The sequence below is a fragment of the uncultured Rummeliibacillus sp. genome, assembly GCF_934216135.1.
Lineage (GTDB): Bacteria > Bacillota > Bacilli > Bacillales_A > Planococcaceae > Rummeliibacillus.
In genome coordinates this window covers 66,366-87,299 of record NZ_CAKQBI010000007.1, presented here as the reverse complement: position 1 = coordinate 87,299, position 20,934 = coordinate 66,366, and the positions used below count along the sequence as shown (strand labels likewise).

The 20,934-nt window shown below is 34.9% G+C and carries 20 protein-coding genes; 1 reads left to right on the top strand and 19 read right to left on the bottom strand.

Going from position 1 to position 20,934, the window contains the following annotated elements; translation table 11 throughout:
- Positions 1-154: 154 nt before the first annotated feature.
- From Q0977_RS06535 to Q0977_RS06510, 6 genes are all read right to left on the bottom strand, one after another.
- The gene (locus Q0977_RS06535) at positions 155-862 is read right to left on the bottom strand and encodes an ABC transporter ATP-binding protein (protein ID WP_124217414.1); all 708 of its coding nucleotides are present in this window, start codon (positions 860-862) and stop codon (positions 155-157) included.
- The gene (locus tag Q0977_RS06530) at positions 862-1,638 is read right to left on the bottom strand and encodes an ABC transporter ATP-binding protein (protein ID WP_124217416.1); all 777 of its coding nucleotides are present in this window, start codon (positions 1,636-1,638) and stop codon (positions 862-864) included. The genes Q0977_RS06535 and Q0977_RS06530 overlap by 1 nt, the downstream gene beginning before the upstream one ends.
- On the bottom strand, positions 1,631-2,578 hold the full coding sequence (locus tag Q0977_RS06525) for a branched-chain amino acid ABC transporter permease (protein ID WP_124217418.1): 948 nt from the start codon (positions 2,576-2,578) through the stop codon (positions 1,631-1,633). Before Q0977_RS06525 ends, Q0977_RS06530 begins: the two co-directional genes overlap by 8 nt.
- Positions 2,579-2,591: 13 nt before the next feature.
- Positions 2,592-3,467, bottom strand: coding sequence for a branched-chain amino acid ABC transporter permease (locus Q0977_RS06520; RefSeq protein ID WP_299511639.1), 876 nt, complete (start codon positions 3,465-3,467; stop codon positions 2,592-2,594).
- 72 nt (positions 3,468-3,539) lie between these two features.
- Complete coding sequence (locus Q0977_RS06515) at positions 3,540-4,739, bottom strand: ABC transporter substrate-binding protein (protein ID WP_299511636.1); 1,200 nt, start codon at positions 4,737-4,739, stop codon at positions 3,540-3,542.
- Positions 4,740-5,080: 341 nt separating this feature from the next.
- Positions 5,081-7,294, bottom strand: coding sequence for an MMPL family transporter (locus tag Q0977_RS06510; protein WP_124217423.1), 2,214 nt, complete (start codon positions 7,292-7,294; stop codon positions 5,081-5,083).
- A 118-nt stretch (positions 7,295-7,412) separates the two neighbouring features.
- On the opposite strand from Q0977_RS06510, the gene Q0977_RS06505 reads away from it, so the two are divergent.
- The gene (locus tag Q0977_RS06505) at positions 7,413-8,033 is read left to right on the top strand and encodes a TetR/AcrR family transcriptional regulator (protein ID WP_124217426.1); all 621 of its coding nucleotides are present in this window, start codon (positions 7,413-7,415) and stop codon (positions 8,031-8,033) included.
- A 113-nt stretch (positions 8,034-8,146) separates the two neighbouring features.
- Here Q0977_RS06505 and Q0977_RS06500 read toward each other — a convergent pair whose 3' ends face one another.
- The 13 genes from Q0977_RS06500 to Q0977_RS06440 form a co-directional block, all read right to left on the bottom strand.
- Positions 8,147-8,572: a MarR family winged helix-turn-helix transcriptional regulator gene (locus tag Q0977_RS06500; RefSeq protein WP_119416604.1), complete on the bottom strand. Its 426-nt coding sequence runs from the start codon at positions 8,570-8,572 to the stop codon at positions 8,147-8,149.
- 23 nt (positions 8,573-8,595) lie between these two features.
- Positions 8,596-9,351: an SDR family NAD(P)-dependent oxidoreductase gene (locus Q0977_RS06495; RefSeq protein ID WP_119416603.1), complete on the bottom strand. Its 756-nt coding sequence runs from the start codon at positions 9,349-9,351 to the stop codon at positions 8,596-8,598.
- A 104-nt stretch (positions 9,352-9,455) separates the two neighbouring features.
- Complete coding sequence (locus Q0977_RS06490) at positions 9,456-10,655, bottom strand: MFS transporter (protein ID WP_119416602.1); 1,200 nt, start codon at positions 10,653-10,655, stop codon at positions 9,456-9,458.
- A gap of 10 nt (positions 10,656-10,665) precedes the next feature.
- A complete protein-coding gene (locus Q0977_RS06485) occupies positions 10,666-11,088 on the bottom strand; it encodes a MarR family winged helix-turn-helix transcriptional regulator (RefSeq protein ID WP_119416601.1) in 423 nt (140 codons plus the stop codon).
- A gap of 163 nt (positions 11,089-11,251) precedes the next feature.
- Positions 11,252-11,848 carry a class I SAM-dependent methyltransferase gene (locus Q0977_RS06480; RefSeq protein ID WP_299511622.1) on the bottom strand — a complete coding sequence of 199 codons (597 nt, stop codon included), beginning with the start codon at positions 11,846-11,848 and terminating at the stop codon, positions 11,252-11,254.
- Between the two features lie 13 nt (positions 11,849-11,861).
- The gene (locus tag Q0977_RS06475) at positions 11,862-12,449 is read right to left on the bottom strand and encodes a class I SAM-dependent methyltransferase (RefSeq protein WP_158582388.1); all 588 of its coding nucleotides are present in this window, start codon (positions 12,447-12,449) and stop codon (positions 11,862-11,864) included.
- A 286-nt stretch (positions 12,450-12,735) separates the two neighbouring features.
- Positions 12,736-14,757: a CotH kinase family protein gene (locus Q0977_RS06470; RefSeq protein WP_124217428.1), complete on the bottom strand. Its 2,022-nt coding sequence runs from the start codon at positions 14,755-14,757 to the stop codon at positions 12,736-12,738.
- 26 nt (positions 14,758-14,783) lie between these two features.
- Positions 14,784-15,467: a DUF4956 domain-containing protein gene (locus Q0977_RS06465; RefSeq protein WP_124217430.1), complete on the bottom strand. Its 684-nt coding sequence runs from the start codon at positions 15,465-15,467 to the stop codon at positions 14,784-14,786.
- 28 nt (positions 15,468-15,495) lie between these two features.
- Positions 15,496-16,197 (bottom strand): polyphosphate polymerase domain-containing protein, encoded by a 702-nt coding sequence (locus Q0977_RS06460; RefSeq protein ID WP_119416597.1) that lies wholly within the window; start codon positions 16,195-16,197, stop codon positions 15,496-15,498.
- Positions 16,198-16,216: 19 nt separating this feature from the next.
- Positions 16,217-17,161, bottom strand: coding sequence for a peptidylprolyl isomerase (locus tag Q0977_RS06455; protein WP_299511609.1), 945 nt, complete (start codon positions 17,159-17,161; stop codon positions 16,217-16,219).
- Between the two features lie 167 nt (positions 17,162-17,328).
- Positions 17,329-18,777 carry a HAMP domain-containing sensor histidine kinase gene (locus Q0977_RS06450; RefSeq protein WP_119416595.1) on the bottom strand — a complete coding sequence of 483 codons (1,449 nt, stop codon included), beginning with the start codon at positions 18,775-18,777 and terminating at the stop codon, positions 17,329-17,331.
- Positions 18,767-19,441 carry a response regulator transcription factor gene (locus Q0977_RS06445; protein WP_119416594.1) on the bottom strand — a complete coding sequence of 225 codons (675 nt, stop codon included), beginning with the start codon at positions 19,439-19,441 and terminating at the stop codon, positions 18,767-18,769. Before Q0977_RS06445 ends, Q0977_RS06450 begins: the two co-directional genes overlap by 11 nt.
- A gap of 131 nt (positions 19,442-19,572) precedes the next feature.
- Positions 19,573-20,853 (bottom strand): cation:dicarboxylate symporter family transporter, encoded by a 1,281-nt coding sequence (locus Q0977_RS06440; RefSeq protein WP_119416593.1) that lies wholly within the window; start codon positions 20,851-20,853, stop codon positions 19,573-19,575.
- Between the last annotated feature and the right edge of the window lie 81 nt (positions 20,854-20,934).

The following is a 20,934-nucleotide window of genomic DNA, read 5'->3' as shown; positions in this document are numbered from 1 at the left end:
TCTATATTCAAGAATATTTACCTTCAAGAATGGAATTTCATTATTATGTAATTATTATATTCGAGTATAAAACTGATTTCAGTAAAATAAATCTCTCTTCAAAGCGCAAGAGCCATATTCCTTGTATCATTTATACAAAAAATATGGCTCACTTTTATAATCCACCTAAATATGCAGCTTTCACTTGTTCAGTCTCTTTTAGTTCGTTAGCAGTGCCTGAAAGTACAACTCTACCGGTTTCAATTACATAGGCTCGGTCGGCTATAGAAAGAGCCATATGGGCATTCTGTTCTACCAAAAGAATTGTAGTTCCTTCTTTTCGAATTTCTTCTATTGTATTAAAAATCGTTTTTACCATGATTGGTGCTAGCCCCATTGATGGCTCATCTAGCAAAAGCAATTTTGGTCTTGCCATAATTGCCCTCCCCATTGCAAGCATTTGCTGCTCACCGCCAGATAATGTACCAGATAATTGTTTACGCCTTTCTAATAATATAGGAAATATCTTAAAAATCCGCTCTTTATCTTTTGCAATTTCTGCACGGTCATTTCGTAAATATGCACCTAATTCAAGATTTTCTTCCACTGTCATATTCGCAAAAACACGCCGTCCTTCTGGGACCTGTGAAATCCCTGCTTTCACAATAGATTGTGCAGCCTTTCCTGCTATTGATTTACCAAGATATTCAATTTCACCTTGTTTTGGCTTTAATAATCCTGATAAAGTTTTTAAGAGAGTACTCTTACCCGCTCCATTTGCACCTATTAATGTGACAATCTCACCTTCGTTTACCTCCAAGGAGACTCCCTTTAATGCTTGAATGTTACCGTAAAACACATTGATATCATTTACCTTCAGCATCATTCTGTTACCTCCTCACCCAAATAAGCTTCAATAACTTTTGGATTGTTACGAATCTCCTCTGGATTGCCATGTGCAATGAGTTGACCATGGTCAAGAACATAAATCCGTTCACAAATCCCCATTACAAGTCCCATATCGTGTTCAATTAAAAGAATAGTTAGATCAAATTTTTTGCGAATTAATGCGATTAACTCCATTAAATCATGGGTTTCTTGAGGGTTCATACCAGCTGCAGGTTCATCTAATAATAAGAGCTTAGGCTTTGCCGCCAATGCTCGAGCAATTTCTAGCCTACGTTGCATCCCGTATGGAAGGTTTTTAGCCAGCTCATTCATATATTTATCTAAGCCAAAAATTTTAAGAAATTCAATCGATTCTTGTTCCATTTTTGCTTCACCAGAGAAATAACTTGGTAAGCGTAAAATAGAACTTAATACCGAATGATGTGCAAGTGAATGGTTTGCCACTTTTACATTATCTAGAACTGATAGCTCTTTAAACAGACGAATATTTTGGAAGGTACGACTTACACCACTCTTTGTAACTTGGTGAGGTGACATGTTATTCATCTTTTTTCCATCAAATATGATAATACCCTCTGTCGGTTTATAAACGCCTGTTAACATATTAAAGCTTGTCGTTTTCCCAGCACCATTCGGACCAATTAAGCCAATCAGTTCACCCTGATGCATCTCCATATTTAAGCCTGAGACAGCCTTCAAACCACCAAATCGTATCCCTACATTCTCAACATTTAAAAGAAGGTCACTCATTAACATTACCTCCTTTCGACTTCTTACCGAATTTGAAGAGATCGGTGACTTCCTTTGTCCCCATCAAGCCAGATGGACGATATAACATTACAATGATTAATACTAAACTATAGATAATCATACGAGTTTCGGGGAAATCTTGTAGATATAAAGAAATAATAGTTAGAAGTATTGCAGCGATAATTGCTCCTGATAAGCTACCTAAACCACCTAGTACAACATAGATTAAAATATCGAAAGACTTTAAAAAACCAAATTGTGATGGTTGGATGATAAAGAAGTTATGAGAGAATAACCCACCGGCAAGTCCAGCGAAAAATGAACCAATTGCAAATGCTAATACTTTATAGAATGTGGTGTTGATTCCCATTGCATCGGCTGCAATTTCATCTTCCCGTACAGCTATACATGCACGACCATGACGTGAATTCGTAAAATTTGAAATAACAACAATTGTAATAAGTACAGCGAAAAATGCATAAGACCAAGTTGTTAGATAATCTACCTGCATACCTGCTGCGCCACCAACGTAATCAATATTCAAGAATACAATACGAATAATTTCAGCAAATCCAAGTGTAGCAATTGCTAAATAGTCTCCCTTTAAACGAAGTGTAGGGATACCTACGATTAATCCAGCAATTGCTGCTACAAACGCACCTATTAATAATGCTACTGGAAACGGCCATCCAAGATTTGTTGTGAAAATAGCCGAAATATACGCCCCCACCGCTAAGAACCCTGCATGGCCAATCGAGAACTGCCCTGTAATCCCAATTACTAAATGTAAACTAACGGCTAAAATCACATTAATCGCAATTGTAATAAATAAATTTGAATAATACATATCTAAATTCCCGCTTGAAATTAAAAATTGCACAACGCCATAGACGACTAGAGCCACTGCAACATATACCCAAAATACTTTAGACTTTTTCATAAGTACCTATCACCTACACTTTCTCACGGGTGTTCTTGCCAAATATCCCCGCCGGTCTAAAGATTAAAATTAAGATTAAAATAACGAAGGCAGCTGCATCTCTCCATAAAGAGAAGCCTAATGCACTAACAACCGTTTCAACAACACCGAGCACCATACCACCAGCTACCGCGCCTGGAATAATACCAATTCCGCCAAGTACTGCAGCTACAAACGCTTTAATCCCTGGTATAATCCCCATTAATGGGTCTATTCTCGTATAATAGATACCAAATATAACACCCGCTGCACCAGCAAGCGCAGAACCAATTGCAAATGTTACTGAAATGGTATTATCTACATTTATACCCATTAAGCGAGCTGTCTCCACGTCATAGGAAACGGCACGCATAGCTTTACCGATTTTTGTCTTATGTACGATAAATTGTAGGATAAGCATTAGTACGATGGATACTGATAGAATCATGATCGATTGCATACTAATTTGTGCACCTAAAAAGTTAAATGTCTTATTTGAAATAACATCGGGATATGTTTCAAGTTGTGCTCCTCGGAAGAATATAGTTGTATATTCAATTAAAAGGGAAACACCGATTGCCGTTATTAATGCTGCAATACGTGTTGCATTACGTAATCTTTTATAAGCAATACGTTCAATCAATACCCCCAATACCGCACAAACAACCATTGCTAAAAGTAATGCTGGAAAGAATCCTAAATCCCATCTTGCAATGGCTAAAAAGCCTATAAACGCACCAATCATAAAGACATCGCCATGCGCAAAATTGATCAGTTTTATAATGCCGTATACCATCGTATAACCGAGGGCGATTAATGCATATATACTTCCGAGTGAAATACCATTGATTAACTGTTGCAACCACTCCATAAAATCCCACTCCTTTAAAAAGAAATAAATACGAAAAGGGAGGACAGTTCCCCCCTTTTCTTAACTAAAGCATTAAGGATTAACTTTAGAGTTGAACACTTGCTTACCGTCTTTAAATTCAAGAACTGTTGCTGTTTTTACTGGATTGTGTTTTTCATCTACTGAGAAGTTACCTGTAACTAATGATAAGTCTTTTGTATCTGCTAGTTTCTCTTTAATTTTTTCACCGTCTGTTGATCCTGCACGTTCAATTGCATCTTTTAACCAATAGACTGTATCATAGCCTAATGCATTAAATGCATCCGGTGCTTGATCACTATTAGCTGCTTTAAATGCCGCAACGAACTTTTGAATTTTTTCATCTGGATCTTCAGCTGAATAATGGTTTGTAAAGTATGTCTTATTAAGCGCATCTTTACCTGCTAACTCAACCATTTTAGGGGAATCCCATCCATCTCCACCCATTAAAGGTACATCGATTCCAGCGGCACGGGCCTGTTTAATGATCAGTCCGACCTCTTCGTAATAGCCTGGGATATAGATAAAATCAGGCTTTTTAGATTTTAAACGTGTTAGTGTAGATTTGAAGTCTGTATCTTTTGCGACATACGATTCCTCTGCTACAACTTTGCCGCCATTACTCTCAACAGTTTCCTTAAATGATTTGGCTAATCCTTTTGCATAATCACTAGCACTATCTGCAAAAATAGCTACGTTTTTCGCCTTTAACGTATCTAGTGCAAAGTTTGCAGCGATTTGGCCTTGGAATGGGTCGATAAAGCATGTACGGAAGGCAAACTCATTTAGTTCACCTTTTTCGCTTACTGTTACAGTTTCAGAAGTTGCAGAAGGCCCAATAACAGGCATTTTATATTTGTTCGCAATTTGTACCGCGGCAACTGTATTACCAGATGTTGCCGAACCAACTTGTGCTACTACTTTTTCTTGTGTTGCTAACTTAATGGCTGCAGATGTTGCTTCAGCTGCATCTGACTTGTTGTCAATTTCAACTGGTACAATCTTTTTGCCATCAATACCACCCGCTTTGTTGATCTCATCAATTGCAAGTTTAGCTCCTTTTGAAATACCAGAACCATAGGACGCTACAGCACCAGATAATTCTAAATTCAAGCCAATTTTTATCTCATCACTACTTCCCTTACTACTTCCCGAAGACTTTTCATCCTTACTTCCACACCCCGCTAAAACCCCAACAACTAAAGACGATGCTAAAAATACTGACGCATATCGTTTTAATTTTTTTGAACTCATACCATATCCCCCTCACCTAAAATATATTTTAAATATTCTGACAAATAAATTCATTCAACATATTTATTTATTATAGATTTATGCCTTTTAACACTTTATTAGACTCTTTTTTACAAATCATATTGTAAATGATTCATGCCATTTAGTCTATATCAATTTTTAGTAAATTTGAAATATTTAAATTTTTAACGAAAAATGATATTTTTCTATTTTTATTTATTTAAAATAGTATTTTTATATCTTTTTGTTAGGGGATAAATTGAACAAAAGGAGCAACTAATTAGTTTTATATGGTTACATCAAAAAAGCTGAGATAACATCTCTCAGCTTTTTTGATGTATTTATTTATCTGCATTCTTAAATAGTTTCCCTGGCCAAAAAGCATACTTACCTAAAACTGTAGTTATAGCAGGTACAAGTAATGGACGGACGATAAAAGTATCCAGTAAAACGCCTATTGCTGTTACCACACCGAATTGTACCAATGCTTGAATAGGCAAAGTTGCTAACACTGCGAAAGTACCAGCTAAAATTAGACCTGCTGACGTAATAACGTTACTTGTGTGTACTACTCCATCGGAAACTGCAGAATGGTGATCTTGCTTTTTTCTCTTTTTCCAAATCTCAGATACCATAAATATATTGTAATCTTCGCCGAGTGCCACTAAAAATACAAACGAATAAAGCGGGATTGATCCTTGAATAGCATCTGCATCAAAGAAGTAATGTAATATTAACCAACCTGCACCTAATGCTGCAAAATAAGATAAAACAACTGTACCGATTAAGTATAGAGTTGCTGTAATCGAACGTAAATATCCAAGTAACAACAGCGCAATGATAGCAATCATTGTTGGTATAATAATAGATTCATCTCGTTCAATAGTTTGCTTTGTATCATATTGAGTAGCGGTTTCCCCACCAATCCATACACGTTTACTAGCGTCTTGAATACCCACATCTTGTAGTATTGCTGTTACTTGTTTTTTAAGCTTAGGTATTTGTTCAATTGCTTCCGTTGAATATGGATTTCCATCAAGATAGAGTTCTACTAATTGAAGTTCCTCTCTAGTTTTGCCTGTCAGTGGCTTGTTAACTTGATCAACATTAGATAGTTTTTTTAACTCTTTTTGTAAATCTATATTCTTACCATCAGTATCTACAATAACCTTTACTGGCGCTAATTCACCAGGACTAAAATTATCAGATATTAGTTGAAAACCTTCTCTCGAAGCAATGTCTTTTGGGAACGACGATAACAAATCAAAGGTAAATTGTATTTTAGGCACAAACGTTGCTAGCCCGCCTAATAAGATTATTGTGGTAATAATAACAGTCCAAGGTTTACGAGTTACAACATGGCCAATTTTACGACTGAATCGATGTTTTGGCTTTGGTTCTTTAAAAACTTTCCCTTTCTTTTCAGCTCTTGCCTTCTCCATTTCTACAGTACGAGGGATAAATGGATAGAAAGCTATTCTACCTATTAGCACCAATAATGCTGGTAAAACTGTTAATGATGCAATTCCTACTAAAAGAACCGCAAAGCTAAATGGTATTGAAAATCTTTGGAAAGATCCATAGTGTGCTAGACTAAGTGTCAACAACCCAATGACGACCGTCAAGGCACTCATGGCTATAGCACCACCTGATTCTTTTACCGCTATTTTCATCGCTTTAAAACGATTCTCTTCTTCATATAAAATATCTCTATATTTTGAGATTAAAAATAGACAATAATCTGTTCCTGCACCAAATAATAATACTGTCATAATAGATACAGCTTGTGCATCTTTTGTAATCCATCCTTGTTCAGAAAAGAAACCTAGAGATGGACTTATTAAACCATAAGCAAACCCAACAACTAATAATGGTACGACTGCCAAAATAGGTGAACGGTATAATAGAATTAATAATACTAATACTAATAATACTGTTGCAATCATTAGTTTCACATCGGCTTGAGAGAATAAGCTGACTGCATCAATTTGAATACCTACAGGTCCTGATAATCGTAAATGTAAACCACTTTCAGATAATTTGTTACTAAAAGGATCTTCCCCTAACTCTTTTGTAACTAGTTTCTCAAATTTTTCTACATTCGTTTTTAATACATCAGTAGATGCATCCTTGTCAAAAAAGATAGGTGTAACAATTGTAGTACCATTTTCAGATACTTCTGCTTTTATCGCTTGTGATGGCAGAGTCCCAAGTGGTGGAATTGATTGTTGCTTAGTTAACGGCTGATCCATTAAATTTTTATAGACATTTTGAATAGCTTCAATATCATCATCTTTTAATGCATCATTTCTATGCCAAACCACTAATAACGGATTTCCTGAATCACTTGAAAATTCATCACTTATTAATTGCTCCGCTTTTTGTGACATTAACTCTTTTGGTAAATCATTAGCTGATCCATTTTCTATACTGTTTATTTGCGGCCAAAGGAAAGATAAAACAGTAACTAATAATACCCAAACAACCAATGGAATCCAACTCGTCTTTTTTCCACCAACCAGTGAACCCCAAAGCTCTAACGGTCCTCTTTTCATCCAATATTCACCATCCTCATGTTAATGATTTAATTATATATACTGGTTAGTTAATTATTCAAGCTTTTTATCTTATGCTATACTGTAGTAAAAAATGGCGTATTTAGGAGCGATTGCAGTGCAACAAAAACAACGAAGCCTAGGTAGACCTCGTCATGATCAACAAGATAAACCCACTAAGTCCATTATTTTAGAAGTTGCGACAAAATTATTTCTTCAAAATGGTTATAAAATTGTTTCTATGGATGATATTGCTAAAGCTTGTAATTTAACAAAAGCAACCATTTACTATTACTACTCTACAAAAGCAGAATTATACACGGACTGTATGATTGTGATGATGGATTATATTCGTGAGCAAATTTCTAACATTTTGAATAGGGATGAGCTTCCGCTGAAATCACGATTCCATCAACTCATTAAAATCCATTTATCTGCAACGGAAGATATTGACTTAAATAACTTTATGCGTGATGCCAAAATTAGTTTATCTGAAGAACAAAAAAAGAAAATGAAACAATCCGAGGAAAAGATGCATGAGATTATTCAGCATACTTTAATGGAGGCAATGGAAAAGGGAGAAATCCCTCAGCATGACCCTAAGTTTGTAACACAGTTATTCACATCGTTATTAAACGTTGGAAATCATCGTGATGAAAATGGTCAGGCTTTTTTCACTTCAATCGATGATATGGCGAAAAATATTGGTGACTTTTTTTGGAAAGGGTTAGGTGTATAAAATTATATGCCTAGTCTTTTTTATATTTTTTTGTAGGAGATTTGGGCAACTCCTTAAATTAAAAAATTGCCGATGTCGTCATGAATTTGACAACGTCGGCAATCTCTGTTTTATCATTTATCGATTATAGACAGAAGTTTTTGTTGGATGGACAAATATTGTTCTATTTCTTCTTTACTTAACATGCTGAATAGTTCTACTTGAATTTCATTTCCTACCTTTTGCGCTTCCTCTAATGCTTTTAATCCTAGTTCGGTAATTGCTAACAATACGTTTCTGCGATCATCTGCATTATATTGACGCTCTGCATATCTCTCTTTTACTAACTTTGAAGCAATATTCGTCATAGCCCCTGGTGAATAGCCTAATTCCTCAGCCAGTACGGTTTGCTTCTGGGGTCCATTTTGTTTAAGCTCACTAAGAACCAAAATAGGTGAAATTCCTATATAATTTTGAATACGTTGCGAAAATTGCAGGATATTCGCATTATTCACTAATTCGTTTGCATGTATCAGTTGAAAAATATTTGTTTCTTTCAAAACGTCCTCCTAACTCCAAAATACTATCGAAGCATAGTTGCTCCACCATCAGTCATAATTGTTTGACCAGTAATATATTTTGAATCCTCAGATGCTAAAAATACAGCGACACGGCCAATATCTTTTTCAACATCACCAAAACGGCCCATTGGAATTTTATTTTTAACTGCTTCATAGTATTCAGGTTGAGCTTTAGACCATGCTTCTACACCTGGTGAAAGAGCAATTGGGCTAATAAGGTTAATATTAATACCATATTGTCCCCATTCACGAGCAGCTACTCGTGTAATACCGCGAATAGCTTCTTTTGCAGCAGCATATGCAGCTTGTGTGGGATCGCCATTTAAGCCAGCGCCTGATGCAAAGTTGATAATATTACCTTTGGTTTCTTTTAAATAAGGGAATGCTGCTTGCATTAAATAGAATGTCGGATAAAAACCTGTACCGAAAGAAAGATCGATATCTTCTTGTGTAGTTTCCATGAATGGCTTTTGTCTTGAAGCATGTGCATTGTTTACTAAGACATCTAGTTTACCATATTTTTTAACAACTGTTTCAACAATATTCCCTAACTTATTGCGGTCCATTAAGTTTACTTGCATGAACATGGATTCTGGAGAATATTGTTGTAATTCTTTCTCCATCGCTTTTCCTGTTTCTTCATTTAAATCAACGATTGTTACGATAGCGCCTTCTTTAACCATTGCTTTTGCCATACCACTACCGATACCGCCTGCACCACCAGTAATAATAGCAACTTTGCCATCTAATTTTCCCATTGTTTACATCTCCTTTATTTCGAATAAATATATTTTAACACTAAAATATTTAATATTAAAATATATTACACCTTACAATAAAAGAATGCTCTAAAATGAAAAAATTACCCTACTTTTTTCTCCAAGATTAGATGATCTTTTCTTCCATGAAGTATGAAATAAATTGCAATGGTGATGAAAATGAAAATGCTTAATGATACATATAATTTTCCATAACCAAGCAATGGAATAATATACCCCAGTAAATATGGTCCTACACCTAAACCACCATCTAATGCGATAAAGTAAGTTGATGTTGCTAATCCCATACGATGTGGAGGTGTCAACTTTACAGCAATGGCCTGTGCTGTTGAGGATAGATTCCCATAACCTGCACCAATCATGGCACCTGATAATAACAATACGACACCGCTATGAGAAGTACTTAGCAAAAGTAAACCTAGTGCAAACAGAACAAAACATGGATACATTACAAAGTTTGCACCTTTCGTATCCATTAATCTTCCGGTAAATGGGCGTGTTACTAAAATAGCAATAGCATATACAAGAAAGAAGAAACTTGATGCTGCTACTAAATCACGTTCTTTAGCAAAAAAGTTAATAAAGGAAAGAATACCTGCATATCCAAAAGCAATAAAAATTGTAATAATAGCAACTGGTATCGCCTTTGGTTCTAAGTATTGTGAGATACTGAATCCCTTTGAAGATGCTTGAGAATCTGGTACTCCTGGTACTGGGGGAACTTTCGCCATTAACGATATAACTAAACAGATAATACCTAATAACATACATAGTAAAAAGATCATACTATAAGATGAATGTTGACTCATCATAATTCCTATAAACGGACCTATTGCAGTCCCTAGTGTAGCACTCATACTATAATAGCCAATTCCTTCACCTTTACGAGATTGCGGAAGAATTTGTGCCACAATAGTACCTGTTGCTGTTGACGCAATCCCAACAGATATACCATGAACTAATCGACATAAAAGCAAAACAGTAATCCCCGCATTAATGAAATAAAGTGACATTGTTAGCACAAACAGAGCTAAACCAATAATAAGCACTTTTTTACGTCCGAATTGGTCGATTACTCTCCCCGTTCCAAGTCTACCTATTAAAGTACCAATAATATAAATCCCTGTCACCAGACCTGCCTGGCTTGTTGAAGCATGATATTCCTTCACTGCAAATGATGCCATCGTTACCATTAACAAATAAAAAATAACTAAAATGATAAAGTTAATGATCGACATAATGACAAAATCTTTTGACCATAATTTTTCTTTCGCATGACTCATTGGAAGACCCCTATCTATTTAATAAATTCCCTCTAATTTTTTTCATCGTTCGCATAAATACTAGTTGTTCTTCTTCTGGGATTCCTTTTAGTATTTGCTGTTCAAATACATCAACAGTCACCCGTATTTCCTTATAAATCTCTAGGCCCTTAGCTGTTACCACCATATGCTTTTCACGTTTGTCTTTCCCGGGCTTAGCCTCTACAAGACCTTGTTCTATTAAACTCTTCATCGTCCTCGTAATATTAGGCTTTTCTACACTCAGAAGTCTTGCCATTTCTACTAATGTCATCGATTCAGAGTTCACTAAATAATACAAAACAGACCATTCAGCTCGGTGTAAATGATGCGTTGCAAGCCTCTCATTTAACTGCGTTTCAAATGGTCTGTATGTTAAAACTAATTGATGAAATAAAGTTCTAAAAGCAGTCATATAAATCTCCTTTTCAAATTAGTTAACAATGATAACTATTAAAAATGAACTTTCTCATCATATCAAACTTAGTTTTCAATTTCAAGTAGTCTACTAGGAATTACCTTCTATAAAATAAAAATAGACAACCCTAAATTAAACATTAGAGTTGCCTTCATATTTACTATTTCTCAATAATAAGTTGGATAACATGGGCCAGTCCTGTATGAAGTGTCCCTTCTTGCCTTGACTGCTCCCCTACAAAAAAGTGAACTATTTTATAGTTTTCACACCAATCTAAAATATCTTGGGGTTTATAGAGCATCTCTAATTTCTTAGGTCCACCAGTCCGATAGTCGAGTTGTTTTTCAGAATACAACTCCATCATTATTTTGCCACCAGGCTTAACCGATTTTAAAATTTTCTCAAATACATTTCTCTGGTCTTCTTTTCGAAAATGTCCAAATACCATGATTGCTGCATCGAATTGTTCATTTGGCACAGAACCCTCTAATAAATCTACCTGTACAGTCTTCACTTTTACATTATTTTTTTCTGCCAATTGTACTGTTTTGTTTAAGCCGCTTTCTACATAGTCAAAAGTTGTAACATCATGTCCTGATTTAGCTAAAAATATAGCATTTCGCCCTTCACCTTCTGCAAATGCAGCAACTTTCTTAAGATTTTCTAATTGAAAGGTGTATTCTTTAATAAAGGCATTTGGTTCCTCACCATATATATATTCAGTTGTGTTAAATCGTTCATTCCATAAATTTGTCATATCAACAATCCTCCTAATATTCAAAAATCATAATTCGCTCATGCGTATTATAAGCAAATTGATTTGGCACTAGAACATCCTTTATAACTTTAAATTTTGTTTCGCTTTTTAAGTATTGAATATACTCAAAAGAGGGGTAATATAATATCACATAAATCTTTCGAGAATTGCCTTGCTGTGATTTCAAGATATTATAAATTACTTTCCGGAAAATCTGTACTGAAAAAGGATTAAAGAAAAAGAAGATATTATCTGTCGGTTGTATTTTGTATTGTTCAGCTTTAGCATTCAGGAAGTTCACCGATTTCTCTGCTAAATGATGATTCTTTACATATTGCATTTTATTTTGGTAAGCGTCTTGTATATAATTTTTGTTTATTTCAATGCCAAGAGTATCGATATGATAACGATGATTCACATAAAACACTACTCTTCCTTTTCCACATCCAAAGTCTACAAAACAATCATCTTGTGCTAATTCAATATTATCAAAGCATAAGTCTAATACATCATAAGGTGTTGGCTCATACGGATAATAGTTAGAGAAGAGTGGTAAATCCTTTATTTCAGTTGTTTGTATATGTAGAAATTGATCATCCACTGAAAGACACCTCATTTAATTTTTATATTAAACCACTTTGTTTCAACATCACTTTTCTAAAGTTACAATTTAATATTAAAATATTTAAAAAGAAAAGGTGAACAAAATGACTTGTCTTTGAGAAATTAGAAAGGATAGCATTCATATAAAAGAACAAAAGGCTTACTCAATCGTTGTGCTAGACAATCGAGTAAAGCCTTTTGCATGTGTAAGTGTAAAATTGGGTGGGATTTCACTGCCCGCATCGTCAAACAGATACGAGCAGTGGGTAACAACACTCTATTTATTATCTTTTGTTTAATTTACGGCCCCTACGTTTAAATATAAAAACAGCAATAATAGCAAGTAGTAACACACTTGTAGCGATTCCATCCATTATCAGAGTCTCTTTGGATGTTCCTGTTTCTACTTGGTTCTGTCCTACATTTTGTGGACCACCTTGCCCCATTTTCCCTCCTGGTTGGCCTTGACCATTACCTCCAAAGGCCATTGCAACATTAGGTTCTTGACCCATTCCATTTCCTTTTGCAGCATTTTTATTGGTAGATGTATCTCTATCCTTTTGTTTTTGTTTTCTTTCATTGTCTTTTGATTTTGTTAGATCATTTGTTGACGCTTTATCATCTTCATTTGATGGAGTATTATCGACATTCAATTCACCTGAAAGTTGCTTTAATATAGATTTAGAACGTTGTTTAGCAAATTCTGGTAAACTATTATCGCCTAAAACAGCTTTTTCAAAATCCTCCTTCGTAAAGAATTTTGTAGGATCTTTTTCTACATAAGGTTTAATTAACTTCGCAATCTTCGCTGTTTCTACCGCAATTTGATTTTCCGTTAAATAACTTGTTGCCACTTTCTTTAAGTAACCTTCATATTTTTCTTTATATTGGTCATTTGATAGCAATACATTAAGTAATGGTCTTTCTTCTAAAGTTGTTCCGGATATTGGCGTCGTGATACTAAAGTTGATACTAGATTCTGCTAGTAAATCACTATTGGAAGCTCCAGCAGCTTTTTGGCCTACATTACCCTTTTTGTTTGCATTACTTGTATCATTTTTTGTATTTGTTTTTGATTGTTCACCACTCTGAGCATTACTGCTATCCTGTGGAGCAGCAGGTGCTTCTCCATTTTGTCCTTGCGGAGGTTGCATTCCACCTTGATCGTCATTTTCGCCAGGTGGCATTTGTCCACTTCGCCCTTGTGGTGGTTGACCATTACCATCTGGAGGCGTTGGCATACCATTTTCAGTTGTATTACTATTTTGTTCTGTAGAATTATTTTCCCTTGTCGTACTATTAGTAGAATTAGTATTCTTTCTACTATCAGTTTGTTTACTTGTAGTGTTTGTTTGCGGTTGAGGATCTCTAAAGCCTCCTCCTACACCAAAACCGCCAAAGGACATATTATAATCCCAAGGAATTATATTAAATTTACCATTTTCCTCATACAAATAATAATTGTGCTTTAGATTTCCTTGATAACTATCTAAATTGACAAGTGCTGTGTTTACTGCAAAGTAGCGCAACAGATTGTCCACATTGGCGGTATCTTCAAGGCTCTTTCCTTTATTGTTAATAGCCTTCAAAAAGTCTACCGTAGCATTTTCTGAATCCTCGTCAATCTTTGTTTTAACGTTTAATCCTGTATAGTCGTCTAAATCGTCACTTATCCACTTTAAGTCACTGCCTGTGCCATCAGGTTTATATAGTGCACCCGTATTTGTCTCGAAATTTTTTGCCAAAAATGTTTCATCTACTTGTTCAACACCAAGGAATAATCCGCGATCCTTACCGTTAACAGTGACATACATATATGCATATGAAGGTGTTGGCAACCCCATTTTCTCCATTAGTTGATAGGAGAGGTATTCGCGCATTTGCGTGGCATCACTATAATTATTATTAAGATTTAATTTTTTTAATCCATATAGACTTTGCTCATCGTTATAATAATCAAAGTCTAACTTTAAACTGTAGCGATCCGAATCATCATCATTAGCTACTTCACGTAACGATAGATTCCCTTTCGTACGAACCCCAACATGTTCAAGTTTTTTACCATTAACCGTAACCGTTGCTTCTTTTACTTCTTCCTTTAGCGGATTATTAAGCATATCTTTCCAATCATCATCTGATAGTTCAATATCCACTGTCGTTACTTTATTGTGATTAAACACTTGTGAGACATAACTTGTCTCTATATTCTTTTCTTTTATTGATAAGTTTGGTAAAATTCCGATGGCACATATGAACACAATCACGAGCATAGCGAGAATACTATATACAACTCTATTTTTGATCATGCTGTAGCTCCTTTACATCGTTCTTATTACGCTGTGAAATTCCCATCATAGCTAAGCATGACTGCTGATCGAACACCTTGAATAGCTGTTAACTCATTCATAAAATGTGAATCATTTTCCTTTACGCGAATTTCATAAGTGATTTCTAAATCATCGCCAGGCATAATTGATTTTGACTTCAATGCATATTTCTTTGATTTTGCTTTAATCACTTTTTCCAATGGATCTTCCGCTGAAGCATGATCATACTTCACAATAAGCAAGTAAGGATTTTCAATCGTAATTTTGTTCACGAAAAGAACAAGTATCAAACCAATTAATATAGAACCTATAATGACTAATGGAATAAATCCTGCACCACATAGAATACCTGCTACGATGGACCAGAACAAATAGACTAAATCCATTGGGTCTTTAATAGGTGTACGGAATCGAACAATTGATAATGCACCGACCATACCAAGAGATAATAGAACGTTTGATGAAATCCCCATAATAATTAATGCAGTAGCCATTGTCATAATCATCAACGAAATATTAAAACTATGTGAGTAAATTACTCCTGAAAATGTCTTTTTATAGACAGCATAAATAAATAAGCCAACTAAAAATGCTACGAGTAATCCGATTAAGGAATCTGTTAGTGAAAAACTTGTTGTTTTCTCGATAAAACTTGATTTGAAAATATCACTGAAGTTTGTGTTATCCATAAATGTTTTTCCTCCAAATATGATTTATTTAACCGTACATACGGCTAAGTTGGTATTTTGAATAGGCATCTGGTCTACGATCCATCATTTGTAATGTCATCTTGATGATATCTGGTAAATATTCGTCATACTTTACTTCCAAAATAACCTGTGTTGGATCGAATACTGGAACCATCGCTAAGTCCGGATTAAAAATATCGACGTTTCGTAAGCTTGTTTTAATCTGACTATCGAAAGTTACACGGATATTACCGTATGGGTAGATATACGCCTCACGAACATAGTCTACAACTGTCATTGGCTTGAGCTGATATAAGGTCATTTGGATGTATAACTCACGAATCAGTTGCCGTTCGTCATTTTCCATCCATTCGATTTCACCTATTCTTATCCATTCATATTCATGTTTTGAAATATAGCATTTTTCTTTAAAAGTTAAGTTGTTTCGTTTACTTTTCTTTTCTAATTTGATCAAATCGGAGCTTTTTCCGTATATTCGAACACGGTATTTATCTCTTTTGAAATAGCCTTCTTTTTTCTCGTTTAAAATCTTATTATCAAAATTATCGAAATAAACGCTGCGAATAAAGTACTTACCATCTCGTCCGGCATTTGTATCAAGTGTCATCACATGCTTTAGTTTGTTTTTCAGAATGGTATAATCCATTTGTGAAATAGCATGTTTTAGTTCTTTTCGCCCTTTTACTGTAAATTCATCTTGATAACGCATCTATCCTCGGACAACCTCCTTAGCTATTATTAGAACTTGTACTAGATGTTGAACCACTATCCTTATCTAGTTTGTTTTCAATCTTATAGTCTTCATATAGTGAAGATAACCAAGAACTATAATTGTCGTTAATCTTTTGTTCAACAACTGCTTCTCTTACCTGATCTTTTACATCAGCATATTCTGCTTTTTTTGTTGCTTTTTTACCCGTAACTTTAATAATATGATAGCCATATGATGATTTTACGATTTTACTAGTTTCTCCAACTTTCAATGAAAAAGCTGCATCCGCAAAATCCTCATCCATATCACTTTTCGCAAAGTATCCTAGGTTTCCACCATCTGATGCATTGCTTGAATCTTGTGAGTATTTTTTCGCTAACTTATCCCAATCTCCACCATCATTCAATTTAGCTAATACCGTATTAGCTGTTTTCTTATCATTTAATAAGATATGGCTAGCCTTTACTTGTGCGGTTTCATTGTAGGAATCTTTGTTTTCTTTGAAGTAAGATTTTAACTCTGAATCTGTAATATCAAGAGTTGGTTCAATCAGCTTTTTTGTTAGCAAATACGTTTTAATACTCTTCTTAGCATCATTTATTGTCATGTTGTTGGAAGCAAGTGCAGATTCTAGTGCTTCTTCACTTCCATATTGAGTTGCTAATGTGTCGAGTTGTGATTGAATGGCTTTTTTAGAAACCGTAACACTCTTCTTCTCAGCTTCTAATTCAATTACCTTATCTGAGATTAATGTATCAAGAACTGTTGCACCGTATTGCTTGTTTAAAGCTGAATTTAATTCTTCTTGAGAAATTTTTACTCCACCGACTTTAGCAACATAGTTATCTTTACTTATCAAATAATAAGCAACGACAGCAACCATACAAATTAGTGGTATACCTATAGCCAGAATTAGCTTTTTGCCAAGGCCTATCCGCTTGTTTGAGTTCAATTCGTTCATCTATATCTTCCTTCCCTTTGTTGGTAAGTTACTTTATCTTTTCTACAATTCATACTATATAGGGCTAATGTGTCAGTTAAATGTCAAAGTGAAGATTTTAATATACTTAATATAGAAAAAGGCGTCCATAAGTTCTTTTCGGAACTTATGAAACACCTTTAGCATTTTTATAATTTTGGAACCTTCACTTCAAAAATCGTCCCCTTTTTAGAACTCTCAATAAGGCGAAGATCACCACCTATAGATTGTGCCATCATTTTACTTAGTGGTAAGCCTAGACCAAGGCCACGTATTTCGTATTTTTTATTTTCCCCACGATAAAACCGTTCAAAAATAAGGTTTTGCTCTTCATTTGGAATTCCTCCTCCTGTGTCTGCAACACGAATTCGTATATCAGCCTTTGTTTCAGTAAGTGTAACAGTGATTTTGCCCTTTCCCTTCATTGCTTGCTTCGCATTTGTAAAGAGATTTGTAAATACTTGTTGAAATCTGACAAGATCAATTTCTACTTGTCTTGGTTCTGATAAAGTTTCTAATGCCAATTCAATATCTTCTGTATCTTGTGTAAGTTCCCATTGAGATACGGTATCTTTGATGGTTTGATTTATTTCAAAATTTTCGAGTTTTACTGGAATGGCATTAACAGAGAAGGAGTTAAATGCAAGTAAATCTCCTACCATAGTTTTTAGCTTTTTCGTTTCATTGACGGCCATTCTGATAAATTCTTTTAGATCTTCACCTTCAACAACATCATCTTGAATTGCTTGTAACAATCCGCTTATAGAAGTGACTGGTGTTTTTAATTCGTGCGTTACACCCGCTAGTAATTCTGTCCGCATCGCTTCTAATTGTTCCAATCTCAATGCCATGTCTTGGAATGAATGTACTAGTTCATAAACTTCTTCTTCTTTAATATTATCAGGTAGTTGAATATGATAATTTCCATCTTGTACTTGTTTGGCTGCGTAAGCTACGTCTTTAATCGGTTTTGCTAATCGCCGAGACAAGAAGTAAATTGCTCCAAGTCCAAGTAAAGCCAAACCACCTATCATAATAGCTAATTGACTATATTCTTGGTTAAGGTGCGTAAGATTTTCCTTTGTTTCCGTAATAATAACGTATCCAACGGTCTTATCATCTATTTCAATCTTCTTTTTTACTGCATAATTTAGCTGAGGAGAATCCTCGGATTTGTATTTAACTACATCATCTTTTAATGATATTACAGAACTTGGTAGACTTTTCTGTTCAATTGGACCTTTTGGTTGATTTGTAGATATTATATTTCCCTTTGTATCAACAATATAAATATTCGGTTTGATTCCCATATCCATAAAACGTTCTCGATCTCTAAATAATCCAGGATCAACTTTGTTTCCATTAGGAGCTTCAGGTGGTCCTGCTGATGAATTGCTTGTAATACTATCTGCTAAACGATTTGAGATTTCTTCGCCCATAAATTCCAACATATCTAAGCGATTCTGTAGAGTGGTATGGCGTATCCATATAGCAGAGAAAAATGCTACAATCGTAAGTCCAACACAAAGTGTTAATAGATATCTGCTTGTCCAATAACGTGTTAACGAAGTCCTCTTATCTTTACTTTTATTTAACACTTAGTTGATACCCCAATCCCCGTAGTGTTTTAATTTCACCTTCAGTTGCTGGCCAATCCTGTAACGCTTTGCGCAATCGTTTAACAGCTAAATCGACAGCTCGGTCGCTACCATCATATTCCCATCCCCAGACTTGCTCAATAAGTTGTTCTCTTGTAAACGTATGATTAGGATGCTCTGCGAGGAACATCAAAACAGATAAGTCTCTTGGCGTTAGGTCAACTTCATGCCCTCCTACATTTACTTGGTGTGATTGAAGATTAATCTCTAAACTACCAAATTGTCGTATAAGTCCCTTGTCTTCTTGAGTTCTTCTTAACACAGCCTTAACACGTGCAACGACTTCTTCTGCTACAAATGGTTTTGCTATATAGTCGTCTGCCCCTTCATTTAGACCTTCCAATCTATAATTCACATCACCTAATGCGGTAAGCATAATGACTGGGCAACTGCTTTCCTGACGAATTTCTTTTAGAATTTTCCACCCATTTTTTTCAGGTAACATCACATCTAACAAAATAATATCTGGATTCCAAGCATGAAATTTTTTGATCGCCTCAGTGCCTGTATATGCCTGCTCCGTCTGAAAATGCACCTTTTGTAAATATGCCTTCAATACTTGGCTTATGGCAAATTCATCTTCAACAATCAATACTTTATCCATTACTCTACCTCCAATCTAATTTTTTGTTTCTATAGTATCATCTCAATATGTCAGCATGATGTCTAATTTCGACAAAAAAAGCTCTGCTAATATGAGTTGAAACTCATATCGGCAGAGCTAATATCAATTAATTATGCTAATTTTTCTTTTTCTTCGTCACCAAAGTAATTTTCATACTTGTCTTTATCTAGACGGCCTTCCCATTTCGCCATTACAAGGGATGCTAATGAGTTACCTGTTACGTTTACAGCTGTACGAGCCATATCTAGGATACGGTCAATACCTAAGATGAATGCTAAACCTTCAACTGGAATATTGACAGCTGTTAGTGTTGATAATAATACAACAAAGGATACACCTGGCACACCTGCAATACCTTTAGATGTTACCATCAATGTAAGAACTAATGTGATTTGTTGACCTAGTGTTAAGTCTATACCGTACATTTGAGCAATAAATAATGCCGCAATGGATTGGTATAAAGTTGAACCATCTAAGTTAAATGAATAGCCTGTTGGAATAACGAACGATACGATATCCTTCGGTACACCAGCTTTTTCCATTTTCAACATAATACGTGGCAATACAGATTCAGAACTTGAAGTTGAATATGCTAATAACAATTCATCTTTTAAGATACGAATAATGTGGAAAATATTTAAGCCACAAATTTTAGCTACAAATCCGAGAATCACTACTACAAATAAGAACATTGCTACGTATACAAGAATTGCTAACTTACCTAATGGCACTAAAGATTGTATACCGAATGTTGAAACAGTTACAGCGATTAGGGCAAATACACCAAATGGAGCAAATTTCATAATTGTATTTGTTACCCAGAACATTGCATCTGCTACACCTGAGAAGAATTTTAAAACTGGTTTTCCTTTTTCACCAATTGCTGCAACACCTAAACCAAATAATACTGAGAAGAAGATAATCGCAAGCATATTACCTTCTGACATAGCTTGTACAATATTTGTTGGAACAATATTAATAATTGTTTCAGCAAAACCGCCGCCTTCTTTTACGTCTTTACTAGTTTCGACATAAGTTGAAATGTCGCCTTTTGTTAAGTTAGACATATCAACGCCTACACCAGGATGAAGTAAATCTGCTGAGGCAATACCGATAATAATTGCAAATGTCGTAATAACTTCGAAGTAAACAATAGTTTTAATACCTAGTTTACCAAGTTTTTTAAAGTCACCTTGACCGGCTACACCAACAATTAATGTTGAAATAATAATTGGTACTACAATCATTTTGATCATATTCATAAAAATTGTACCAACAGGTTGAAGATATTTGGTTACGTTTTCATTTCCATAAAAGATAGCTCCGACAACTACACCAAGAATTAACCCTATTAAAATTTGCCAAGCTAGTCCAAACTTAAATTTTTTCATTTATTTAGTCACCCCTTCAGTAATGGTTGCTTTTAACTTGAATCGTAAATCTTGATTTCATTATACGGGCGACTTATAAAA

Excerpts from the sequence above, each read along its gene's own strand:
- Q0977_RS06465 (WP_124217430.1), bottom strand. The coding sequence starts at position 15,467 with ATGGATAACACAAACTTCAGTGATATTTTCAAATCAAGTTTTATCGAG.
- Q0977_RS06520 (WP_299511639.1), bottom strand. The coding sequence starts at position 3,467 with ATGGAGTGGTTGCAACAGTTAATCAATGGTATTTCACTCGGAAGTATA.
- Q0977_RS06445 (WP_119416594.1), bottom strand. The coding sequence starts at position 19,441 with ATGGATAAAGTATTGATTGTTGAAGATGAATTTGCCATAAGCCAAGTA.
- Q0977_RS06455 (WP_299511609.1), bottom strand. The coding sequence starts at position 17,161 with ATGAACGAATTGAACTCAAACAAGCGGATAGGCCTTGGCAAAAAGCTA.
- Q0977_RS06480 (WP_299511622.1), bottom strand. The coding sequence starts at position 11,848 with ATGACAAATTTATGGAATGAACGATTTAACACAACTGAATATATATAT.
- Q0977_RS06525 (WP_124217418.1), bottom strand. The coding sequence starts at position 2,578 with ATGAAAAAGTCTAAAGTATTTTGGGTATATGTTGCAGTGGCTCTAGTC.
- Q0977_RS06470 (WP_124217428.1), bottom strand. The coding sequence starts at position 14,757 with ATGATCAAAAATAGAGTTGTATATAGTATTCTCGCTATGCTCGTGATT.
- Q0977_RS06460 (WP_119416597.1), bottom strand. The coding sequence starts at position 16,197 with ATGCGTTATCAAGATGAATTTACAGTAAAAGGGCGAAAAGAACTAAAA.
- Q0977_RS06530 (WP_124217416.1), bottom strand. The coding sequence starts at position 1,638 with ATGAGTGACCTTCTTTTAAATGTTGAGAATGTAGGGATACGATTTGGT.
- Q0977_RS06495 (WP_119416603.1), bottom strand. The coding sequence starts at position 9,351 with ATGGGAAAATTAGATGGCAAAGTTGCTATTATTACTGGTGGTGCAGGC.
- Q0977_RS06535 (WP_124217414.1), bottom strand. The coding sequence starts at position 862 with ATGCTGAAGGTAAATGATATCAATGTGTTTTACGGTAACATTCAAGCA.
- Q0977_RS06510 (WP_124217423.1), bottom strand. The coding sequence starts at position 7,294 with ATGAAAAGAGGACCGTTAGAGCTTTGGGGTTCACTGGTTGGTGGAAAA.
- Q0977_RS06515 (WP_299511636.1), bottom strand. The coding sequence starts at position 4,739 with ATGAGTTCAAAAAAATTAAAACGATATGCGTCAGTATTTTTAGCATCG.
- Q0977_RS06490 (WP_119416602.1), bottom strand. The coding sequence starts at position 10,655 with ATGAGTCATGCGAAAGAAAAATTATGGTCAAAAGATTTTGTCATTATG.
- Q0977_RS06485 (WP_119416601.1), bottom strand. The coding sequence starts at position 11,088 with ATGACTGCTTTTAGAACTTTATTTCATCAATTAGTTTTAACATACAGA.
- Q0977_RS06440 (WP_119416593.1), bottom strand. The coding sequence starts at position 20,853 with ATGAAAAAATTTAAGTTTGGACTAGCTTGGCAAATTTTAATAGGGTTA.